This is a genomic window from Rhodoblastus sphagnicola (genome assembly GCF_002937075.1).
GTDB classification, from domain to species: domain Bacteria; phylum Pseudomonadota; class Alphaproteobacteria; order Rhizobiales; family Beijerinckiaceae; genus Rhodoblastus; species Rhodoblastus sphagnicola.
In genome coordinates, this window is record NZ_NHSJ01000122.1 from 1 (window position 1) to 8,584 (window position 8,584).

Consider the following 8,584-nt stretch of genomic DNA (forward strand, 5'->3'; position numbering starts at 1 on the left):
CCAGCGCGAGAATGCGGGCGTCGCGTTCGGCCAGGGCCGCAGCCACATCGGCGGCGTCGATTTTTTGCGGGATATGCTGCGGACAATTGGCGTCCCAGGCGGAAACCGTGAACAGGATCGCCTGCGACGGGCGCGCCCGATAGTCGCGCGGCATGAGTTCGGCCATAAGGGCGTCGTCGCCTTCGACCACCTTGGCGCGGCCCCAGATTTTGATGCGGCGCCGCGTCGCGTAATCGATCAGGAACAGATGGGCCTGATCGTTTTCGGCGAGATTGCCGAGGGTGATGAATTGCCGGTTGCCGGTGAAGTCGGCGAAGCCGAGCGTGGTCTCGTCAAGCACGCGCAAAAAACCCGGCGGCCCTCCGCGATGCTGGATATAGGGCTGGCCGAGGCTGTTGGCGGTCGCCAGAAAGACGCTGGTCTGGGCGGCGATGAAGTCCGCCAGGTCCGGGGTGATCCGGGTCGGCCAGCCGCCCTCCGCCTCGACATGGGCATAGGCCCGGCGCGAGCCCTTGCGCGCCTGCACGGCCTTGACCGAAGGCGTGAAGGCGACATCGCTGGAAGGGGGCCGTCCGGGTTCGTCCATGGCTGTGCTTTCAGAGGTCGAACTCGCTGAGCGAGGGATGATCGTCGGGGCGGCGACCGAGCGGCCAATGAAACAGGCGGTCCTGTTCCGCAATCGGCGCGTCATTAATGCTGGCGATACGCCGGCGCATCAGCCCATCCTCGGCGAACTCCCAGTTCTCGTTGCCATAGCTGCGGAACCAGCCATCGTCGGCGTCGCGCCATTCATAGGCGAAGCGCACGGCGATGCGGTTCTCGCGAAAGCCCCAGATTTCCTTGATCAGGCGATAGTCCCTCTCCCGCCGCCATTTGCGCGTCAGCAGGGCTTCGATAGCGGCGCGGCCTTGCACGAATTCGGCGCGGTTGCGCCAGCGGCAGTCCGGCGTATAGGCCTGCGAGACGCGCGCGGGATCGCGCGAGTTCCAGGCGTCCTCGGCCAGACGGGCCTTTTGTGTGGCGGTGGCGAGGTCGAAGGGCGGCAGCGGCGGGCGGGTCATGACAATGCCTTTCTGGAAACAACGGCCTCGCCGAGGAAGATGACAGGGGGGGGGATCCTCTTCCTCGGCGGCGGCGCGCTGACTTTGGCTCAGAAACCGCCGATCTTGCGCCAGTTGACCGAGGTCGAGCTGTCTTCGCCGGCCGCATAGCCGCTGCGCGCGCTGCGTTCAGAGGCCGCGTTCATCGCTTCCGAATTCGCGACGAACGCGCGCTCGTCGGCGGTAACGCGGCGATGAGATTGGGCGGCGTTGGCCGAGGACAAGGGCGCGGCGACGGTCAGGGCGACGAAAGCGATGTGAAGGATTTTCATGATGTGTCTCCTTGGTGTGCGGGTTCAGGCGGCCTTGCCGACGGTGACGACCGGGAAGTCGATGTCGGTCGCGGCGACGGAATTGATGTAATTGGTCCAGGTGTTCAGCCCGACATGCAGGACGATTTCGATCACCTGGGCGTCGTCGTAGCCGGCGAGTTTTACGGCGCGCAGGGCGTCGTCGCTCACATGGCCGCGTTCGCGCACCACCTTCACCGCGAAAGCGACGGCGGCGTCGGCCTTGGGGTCGTTGGAATGGCCGAGGCGGTTGGCGGCGATCTCGGCATCGTCGAGCTTGGCCAAGTTCCTGGCCAGATAGCTGTGGGCCGAGAGGCAATAGTCGCAGCCATTGGCTTCGGCCACGGCCAGCGCAATGCGCTCGCGGGTCGGGGCGGGCAGCGTCCCCTTGGCGAGGGCGCCGGAAAGGCCGAGATAGCCTTCGAGCGCGGCCGGGCTGTTGGAAACGAGGCGGAACAGGTTCGGCGCGAAGCCGAGCTGCTTGTTGACGGCTTCCAGCAAGGGCCGGGACGCGGCGGGGGCGTCGGCGATGGAAGCGGGCGTGTGAAGGCGGGACGTTTGAAGAGGGGGCATGGGCGAAGCTCCTGATCGGGTTTGGTCGGTCCGGGAGGCCGATGACCAGAAGCTAGCCCCTTCCAAATCGATCAAATAGGCGTCAGTATCGGAAGACATCCTCTCGAAAATCGGAAAGCCGATGGATCGTCTCGAAGCCATGTCGATCCTGCTGACCGTGGTCGAAACCGGCAGTCTTTCGGCGGCGGGGCGCAAGCTCAACGTCCACCTGGCGACGGTCAGCCGCAAGGTTTCCGAGCTTGAGGCGCATCTGGGCACGCGGCTGTTCAACCGCTCCAGCCGCCAGTTCACGCCGACCGACGCCGGCCTCGCCTATATCGCCTCCTGCCGCCGCATTCTCGACGATGTCGAAGAGGCCGAGCGGGTCGCCTCCGGCGAATTTCGCACGCCCAAGGGCGATTTGATCATCAGCGCGCCCATTGTGTTCGGTCGCCTGCATCTGCTGCCGGTGGCGGTCGAATTCCTGCGCGCCTATCCCGAAATCGACATCAAGGTGATCTTCGCCGACACCATGGTCGATCTGCTCGAAGAGCATGTCGACCTGGCGCTGCGGATCGGCGCGCTGCCCGACAGCGGGCTGTTCGCGATCAGGCTGGGGACCATCCGCCATGTCCTTTGCGCCAGTCCCGCCTATCTCGCCGAACATGGCGTTCCCCAAAACCTCGCCGAACTCGAAACCCATGTCTGCGTCGCCTTCCAGACCTTGAGCGCGGCGGGCCTGTGGCGGTTCAAGTCCGCGACGATCACGCCGCGCGCCCGGCTGGTGGTCAATACGGCGGACGCCGCCATTGACGCGGCCATAGGCGGGGTCGGCGTCACCCGCGTGTTGAGCTATCAGGCGGAAGCCGCCATTCGCGCCGGCGCGCTGACGGTGGTGATGGAGGATTGCGAGCCTGCGCCCCTGCCGGTCAGCCTTGTTCATTCCGGCGAAAGGCTGCTGCCGCTTAAATTGCGCGCCTTTCTGGATTTCGCCACGCCCCGGTTGAAGGCCCGCGTCGTCAAGGCGGCGTTGCGGCCAGCGTCGGACGGCGACAACGCGCCATAACAATTCGGGCTTTGGCGACGAAGAGAGTGAATGGATTGCGCCTTGCATCCTCGCTGTCAGGAATTCGGACACATGAAAATCCTCGCCCCCACGGCGCTCGCCGTCCTCGGCCTTGCCGCGACATCCGGCGTCGCCGCAGCCGCAGGGCGCCCCATTGTCGTCGAACTGTTCACCAGCCAGGGCTGCTCCTCCTTCCCGCCCGCCAATATGACTTTGAACCGGCGTTGGGCGAGTGCGGGCCCTTCACGCCGCAGATGTCTGGCTGGCGCGCTATGAGCCTGAGGTCATCAACGTCCCCGTCATTGCCGCATGGGCATGTGGCGCCAAGCCTGACTGCGGCGATTTCGCCTTGGGCGACGGGTTGCGCTGTCCAAAGCCCCTGATTAACTTCACCGGCGCCGAGGGCGCAGAAGGTCACTGCAAGGTGATGACCCGATCGCTGCGGAACCGCTGCGCGCTCGACTGGCTCGGCGCCATGCTCTGTGTCGCCTGAATGACGGCGAATCTGCTGCGGCTAAGCCAGCGTCGCGGCGACCGATAGGCGGCGGCAGGTGGCTGACACGCACGTGTATGATTGCTCGCCGCGCAGGCGCCGCCCTTCATGGACCGCCCTTCATGGACCGATGTCTGCGCTCGCGCCGGATCACACGAGGCGCTCCGCCTTTGACATGAAAGTTTCAGGAACGATCGAATGAACGTCAGCGAACGGGCGACCCGCGCCTCAGCCTTCCAGGATTTGCGCGCAACCCTGGGGCAAGAGAGCTTCCTGTTGGTTCCGGTGCTGACCTGCGCCGCCTTCCTGAGCTTCGGCTCCGACCTGCTTTCCGACTTGAACCAACCGGTGAAGCTTGGCCTCGTCTTCCTATGGCTGTTTGGCGTGATTCTGGCCTCGTCGCTGGGCGTGGTGCGCCATGCCGAGCACCTTGCGCTGATTCTGGGAGAGCCCTACGGCACGCTGATCTTGACGCTGGCGGTCACCGCCATCGAGGTGATGAGCATCTCCGCGATCATGCTGCACGGCGACAACAACCCGACGCTCGTGCGCGACACCCTGCTCTCGGTGATCATGATCATCCTCAACGGGATGGTTGGCCTTTCTCTGCTGTTGGGAGCGCTCAGACATCGCGAACAGCACTATAATCTTCAGGGGGCGAACGCCTATCTTGGCGTGATCATACCCTTGGCGGTCATGACGCTGGTCTTGCCCAACTACACCACGACGACGGCGGGCCCAACGCTCTCAAACGCGCAGGAGCATTTCCTGTCGCTGATGGCCGTGGCGCTCTACATCGCCTTCCTCATGGCGCAAACGGGCCGGCACCGTGGCTATTTCACCGGCCCGGACGCGGCGGAAAACCAAGGCAAGATGGAGCCGACGGGGAGCCGCTCGATCGCCTTCCACGCGGCCATGCTCGCCGCCTTCATGCTTCCCGTCGTGTATCTCGCCGAGCAACTCGCGCATCCGGTCGACTACCTGATCGAGACCCTGGGGGCGCCCACCACGTTGGGAGGCGTCACGATCGCGATCCTCGTGGCGACGCCGGAGGCGATTGGCGCCATCAGGGCGGCGGTCCGCAACCAGATGCAAAGATCCATCAATATTTTTCTGGGGTCGGTCCTTTCGACGATCGGCCTCACTGTGCCCGCCATGCTTGTCGTGAGCCACTGGACCGGTCGCCCCATCGTGCTGGGCGTCGAACACGCCGACTTTGTGATACTGTTGCTGACGCTGGGGGTCAGCATTGTCACATTCGCCAGCGGGCGCACAAACATCCTTCAGGGGTTCGTGCACCTTCTCCTCTTCCTTGCCTTCGTGCTGCTCATCTTCCAGGGCTAACGCATATTCCCGAAAAATGTGCGCGGTTTTCGGAAAAGAATATACGCAAAACCAAAGAGTTAGAGCAAGTTCGGTGAACGGGGGTTCGCCGAACTTGGTCTAACGCAACCTCGCGGAAGCGGCTCGTTTGCTTGGCGGCAAGGTCGGTTCAGGCGGCTCCATGAAATCGAGAGGACATCCGCGTCGCCATCCTGGTCGTCGAAGCTTACGTCCCTATCACTGACGCTCGCGGAGGCGATGTCCCGCCCGATGTTGAAAAGGGCTCGGCGAGCGGGACTCTTTGATGAGGCTGTGCAGCCTTTCGGGCGGGGTCAAGATCGCCGCCGCTGGCCGAGGCTTGATGCGCAAGAAGCGCGGCGCGCAGGCTCGGGAACTGCTTGTGGGCCTTTATTCGGCGGAAGCCTTTGGCGGCTTCGATCGTGGCGGCGTCGCGCCACCGCTTCACATTTCGGGCCTTGTGGATTTGGCGGCGCTGGATCGGCGTGTTGCGGCCGAAGCTGGCGCGGATCGATTTTAACAGGGCGCGCGAGCCGTCGACGATGAACAGGCGACAGATGGCGGGGTCGAGGCGCCGTCCGACCAGGTGGTCGATCAGCGCCTGACAGACGGCGGCGCTCTCGCTGGCCCCTTCCGTGACGCCGAGCAGGATCAGGTCCTGGTCGATGTGGATGCCGTCGATCTGGATGACCAGCAGATCCAGCCCGGAGAGGTCAGCGGCCATGCCCATTCTGTTGGATGAGCTGGCTCCGTGGAGCTGGAAGCCGCAGGCGCCGGCCAACGCCGCTCAAGCCGCCTGAAGCCAGCGCGCTCTAGACTCTTTGTTTTCGCATGATCTTTTCCAAAAACCGGCGTCCACTTTTGCGGGATATGCGCTAAGGCGACGGGAAGGACGCCAGCACATTCAGCAGCGCCAAGCCGGCGCAAAAAGCCCTTGGCGACGATCTCAAGGCCATCGAGAGCGGGAGACGTGGATGATCCACGCGCGACAGCACGGAAAGATTGCGACATATCAACCTATTGACATGCTGTCGCCCAAAACCTTAACAGATGTTTACCGATGCCCTAACGTCAATGATGGGTCCGAAGCCCCCAAGGATAGAACTGTAGATGTTCCATGCAATTGTTCTCCTTCTCATAGCGGCCGTCTGGACGGAGACCGCGCGGGTGCTGCGTGCAACGAATGAGGAAGGCCTCCTGATGCCGGTCCTCGTGTTCGTAACAGGCCCATTTATCTGCGTTTATCTATTTTTTATTTCTTTGATGTTTTGCGTCTTTGAGCCAGATGACACATGAGGACTTACCTCGCGCGGGCTTACGCCTACGGGATGCACGAATGTGATTTGCATTTTGCGATCTCGTATCCGGGGGCATGTCCATGAGTCTTCGCACGCCCCGAGCCATGGTTTTGGGTCCGGGCGGTTTGTAATAGCAACGCCATCCTCCCAGACGCGTGACGATCCGCGCGAACCGGGGCAATGAGCGGACTTCATGGGGATTTTTCCGGCGCGCGGTCTTGCGTTCCAGCGAGGCGGCAATGTCTTTGACGGGTTCAATCCAATGATCGTCGAGAATATCGCTCGCCGGCCGTGGGCTGGCGTCGCGTCAATCCGTGAGTTGGATGATCCGCGCGGCGGCGCCAATCGCCATCGCAGCCGGATTGAACAGGCGCGACGCCTGCGTGATCTTGTTTTTCTCCAAGGCAAGCCCGTCCGTCTGCAGCACGCGAAACACTTCCTCGATGCGCCGGCGCAAGCGATAGAACCTGATCGCTTCGCGGGCCGTCGTCACGGGCAGCGTCGTCAGCAAACGCACAGCAGCGGGCTGTTTGACGCCGGCGCGTCGCGTTCGCGCGCGACAATCTGCGTGAGGTCCAACCGTTTGGGAGCCAGGTCCGCGCGCAAGGTCCTTGGCCGCGCGATGCGGCCCTCGCGCTTGGGAGCCTGTCTGAACGAGGCGCAATAAAGATCGACCATGGCGCGGCCCATGAACAGCAGGGCGCGCGTGTCGGGCAGATTTTCCAACCGCGAAATCGTCGATTGCGAACATAGGCTAAAGCTGACCGGCTGAAAGTCGGTGGTTTGAACCCTGGGATGGAGAATCAATAAATCTCCCGTTGCCGATCCCATCGCTCGGGAGCGCATGATTTGCGGAGGTCGCTTGTCCAGATCGTGAAAAACAGGGCCGACGAGATTTCGCCCCGCATGACCGATTGATCGCAATCGTTCGCGGACGTTCCAATCTCCTACGTAATTACCGCAAACCACACCCATACGCTGCGTGACATCTCGGGTGCGGAGACGCGAACGCCTTGTTATAACGGGAAAACATCTCGTCGCCATCAATCTCGTGAGACGAGATTTTCGACGGGCGTGCTGTCAAGTGAATTTGACATTAATAATCGTCCATGTATGGTGACGCCTGCGTTGCAACGGCGACCTCACCTTGAGGTCGCGGAAGCTCTCGCTGCCGCGCCACGGGCAACCTACGTGCGGGTATAGCACGAAAAAATCAGTGGCGTTTTTTTTAAGAGGTGGAAAATGGCTGTTCTTACCACGGAGCAATCCGAAGAGCTTCACAAGCACGTCATCGACGGCGCCCGCGTGTTCTTCGTGCTCGCGATCTTCGCGCACGTTCTCGCGTTCGCTTTCTCTCCCTGGCTGCATTGAGGAGTTTCTGATATGAACCAAGGCAAAATCTGGACCGTCGTCAACCCGAGCATTGGCCTCCCGCTGTTGCTCGGCTCCGTGACCGTGATCGCGATCCTCGTGCATCTCGCGCTGATCTCGCACACCACGTGGTTCCCGGCCTACTGGCAGGGTGGCCTGAAGAAGGCTGCCGCCATCGAGACCTCGTTCGTCGGCTGACGCCATCTGACGTTAGCTTAGCATGTGAAGTAACCCTGTCATCGGCATGCGGCGAGTCCACCGCTGCGACTCGAAGTCAGTGAACTGAGCATGTGAGGCCGAATATTGCCGGCCGGTATCGAAGCGATACCGGCCGTTTATTGTTGATCATGTCCCAGCTTGCGGTGGTTGCCGGCGATTTCTACGGTCAGGGTTGGGTTGCGAACATCAATCGCCTTCGCCCAACGCGCGCTCCAGCGCCCGATGGCAAGGGCCGGTCGGTTCAAAGATGACGCGCTGGACAGGCGTTTGCCCCAGCCATTTGATCGGCGCCTTGTGCCCACATTTGTCGTTGGCGAAGAGGCGGCTTGCGCCGTGGGCCAACCGGTGGGAGTCGAGATGGTCTTTCGAGACATCGACGCCGACGGTATCATTCTGCATCTTTTCCGCGCCTGGCTTGTCATCCGGGCCGAAAGCCCCGGTAGGTAACGCACCTCGGCGCGGGGATAGGTGATGATCTTCTTGCCTTGGCCGTCGTAGAGTTCCTGCGCCAGCTCAAGCGTTTTGGCCGCCGACCAGCCGAAGCGCGAGCCGCACAGTTTTTGCAAGGACGGCAGGTCGTGGAGTTTTGGCGGTTTCTGCCGTTTCTCCTCGACCCGCGCGGCGAGCGGGCCCTCGAACCCGTTGGCGGCGTTCACGACATCCTGCGTCTTCCACCCGCCCGATTCCGATGACGCCCGGAGCGCCCTTGCCCAGACTGACCGTGGCTGTGCGGGTCAGCGAGAGATTGTAGATCTGGTCCGCCTGCCGACGCGCGACCGCTGCCGCGTAGATGCGCGAATATTCGGAATTCGGCTTGGCGCGACCGAACGCCTCGCGGATGGTCTGCGGGTCCT

At 62.6% G+C, this 8,584-nt stretch carries 12 protein-coding genes and 2 pseudogenes; 6 read left to right on the top strand and 8 right to left on the bottom strand.

Annotated elements, in window-relative coordinates:
• The 4 genes from CCR94_RS19740 to CCR94_RS19755 form a co-directional block, all read right to left on the bottom strand.
• The coding region (locus CCR94_RS19740) for a pyridoxamine 5'-phosphate oxidase family protein (protein ID WP_104509541.1) at nt 1-586 on the bottom strand (586 nt) is incomplete at its 3' end.
• A 10-nt stretch (nt 587-596) separates the two neighbouring features.
• Entirely contained in the window at nt 597-1,061 is a 465-nt protein-coding gene (locus tag CCR94_RS19745) for a nuclear transport factor 2 family protein (protein WP_170068958.1), read from the bottom strand.
• Between the two features lie 89 nt (nt 1,062-1,150).
• Complete coding sequence (locus CCR94_RS19750) at nt 1,151-1,372, bottom strand: hypothetical protein (RefSeq protein ID WP_104509543.1); 222 nt, start codon at nt 1,370-1,372, stop codon at nt 1,151-1,153.
• A 24-nt stretch (nt 1,373-1,396) separates the two neighbouring features.
• A complete protein-coding gene (locus CCR94_RS19755; RefSeq protein ID WP_104509544.1) occupies nt 1,397-1,963 on the bottom strand; it encodes a carboxymuconolactone decarboxylase family protein in 567 nt (188 codons plus the stop codon).
• Nucleotides 1,964-2,084: 121 nt separating this feature from the next.
• Here CCR94_RS19755 and CCR94_RS19760 point away from each other — a divergent pair, with 121 nt between their 5' ends.
• The 4 genes and pseudogenes from CCR94_RS19760 to CCR94_RS19770 all read left to right on the top strand — a co-directional run bounded on the left by CCR94_RS19760 (nt 2,085) and on the right by CCR94_RS19770 (nt 4,845).
• Nucleotides 2,085-3,008 (top strand): LysR family transcriptional regulator, encoded by a 924-nt coding sequence (locus tag CCR94_RS19760; protein ID WP_104509545.1) that lies wholly within the window; start codon nt 2,085-2,087, stop codon nt 3,006-3,008.
• A 72-nt stretch (nt 3,009-3,080) separates the two neighbouring features.
• Nucleotides 3,081-3,227 (top strand): annotated as a pseudogene (locus CCR94_RS26170) (DUF1223 domain-containing protein); the annotation flags it as partial.
• A 13-nt stretch (nt 3,228-3,240) separates the two neighbouring features.
• The gene (locus CCR94_RS24715) at nt 3,241-3,501 is read left to right on the top strand and encodes a hypothetical protein (protein WP_146090112.1); all 261 of its coding nucleotides are present in this window, start codon (nt 3,241-3,243) and stop codon (nt 3,499-3,501) included.
• Between the two features lie 198 nt (nt 3,502-3,699).
• Nucleotides 3,700-4,845, top strand: coding sequence for a calcium:cation antiporter (locus CCR94_RS19770; protein ID WP_104509546.1), 1,146 nt, complete (start codon nt 3,700-3,702; stop codon nt 4,843-4,845).
• A gap of 205 nt (nt 4,846-5,050) precedes the next feature.
• Here the strand turns inward: CCR94_RS19770 and CCR94_RS19775 are convergent.
• The 3 genes and pseudogenes from CCR94_RS19775 to CCR94_RS26410 form a co-directional block, all read right to left on the bottom strand.
• Nucleotides 5,051-5,566, bottom strand: a pseudogene (locus CCR94_RS19775) (transposase); the annotation flags it as partial.
• An 881-nt stretch (nt 5,567-6,447) separates the two neighbouring features.
• Nucleotides 6,448-6,633, bottom strand: a complete 186-nt coding sequence (locus CCR94_RS19785) for a hypothetical protein (RefSeq protein WP_146090113.1) — start codon at nt 6,631-6,633, stop codon at nt 6,448-6,450.
• Between the two features lie 11 nt (nt 6,634-6,644).
• Nucleotides 6,645-6,866, bottom strand: coding sequence for a hypothetical protein (locus tag CCR94_RS26410; RefSeq protein ID WP_170068957.1), 222 nt, complete (start codon nt 6,864-6,866; stop codon nt 6,645-6,647).
• A 516-nt stretch (nt 6,867-7,382) separates the two neighbouring features.
• Between CCR94_RS26410 and CCR94_RS19795 the strand changes: the two genes are divergently transcribed.
• Nucleotides 7,383-7,511, top strand: coding sequence for a light-harvesting protein (locus CCR94_RS19795; protein ID WP_104509550.1), 129 nt, complete (start codon nt 7,383-7,385; stop codon nt 7,509-7,511).
• A gap of 12 nt (nt 7,512-7,523) precedes the next feature.
• Nucleotides 7,524-7,709 (top strand): light-harvesting protein, encoded by a 186-nt coding sequence (locus CCR94_RS19800; RefSeq protein WP_104509523.1) that lies wholly within the window; start codon nt 7,524-7,526, stop codon nt 7,707-7,709.
• 137 nt (nt 7,710-7,846) lie between these two features.
• On the opposite strand, the gene CCR94_RS19805 is transcribed toward CCR94_RS19800, so the two are convergent.
• Nucleotides 7,847-8,386, bottom strand: coding sequence for a DNA topoisomerase (locus tag CCR94_RS19805; protein ID WP_244594152.1), 540 nt, complete (start codon nt 8,384-8,386; stop codon nt 7,847-7,849).
• Nucleotides 8,387-8,584: the final 198 nt, after the last annotated feature.

Excerpts from the sequence above, each read along its gene's own strand:
- CCR94_RS19760 (WP_104509545.1), top strand. The coding sequence starts at position 2,085 with ATGGATCGTCTCGAAGCCATGTCGATCCTGCTGACCGTGGTCGAAACC.
- CCR94_RS19800 (WP_104509523.1), top strand. The coding sequence starts at position 7,524 with ATGAACCAAGGCAAAATCTGGACCGTCGTCAACCCGAGCATTGGCCTC.
- CCR94_RS19770 (WP_104509546.1), top strand. The coding sequence starts at position 3,700 with ATGAACGTCAGCGAACGGGCGACCCGCGCCTCAGCCTTCCAGGATTTG.
- CCR94_RS19795 (WP_104509550.1), top strand. The coding sequence starts at position 7,383 with ATGGCTGTTCTTACCACGGAGCAATCCGAAGAGCTTCACAAGCACGTC.
- CCR94_RS19750 (WP_104509543.1), bottom strand. The coding sequence starts at position 1,372 with ATGAAAATCCTTCACATCGCTTTCGTCGCCCTGACCGTCGCCGCGCCC.
- CCR94_RS19745 (WP_170068958.1), bottom strand. The coding sequence starts at position 1,061 with ATGACCCGCCCGCCGCTGCCGCCCTTCGACCTCGCCACCGCCACACAA.
- CCR94_RS19755 (WP_104509544.1), bottom strand. The coding sequence starts at position 1,963 with ATGCCCCCTCTTCAAACGTCCCGCCTTCACACGCCCGCTTCCATCGCC.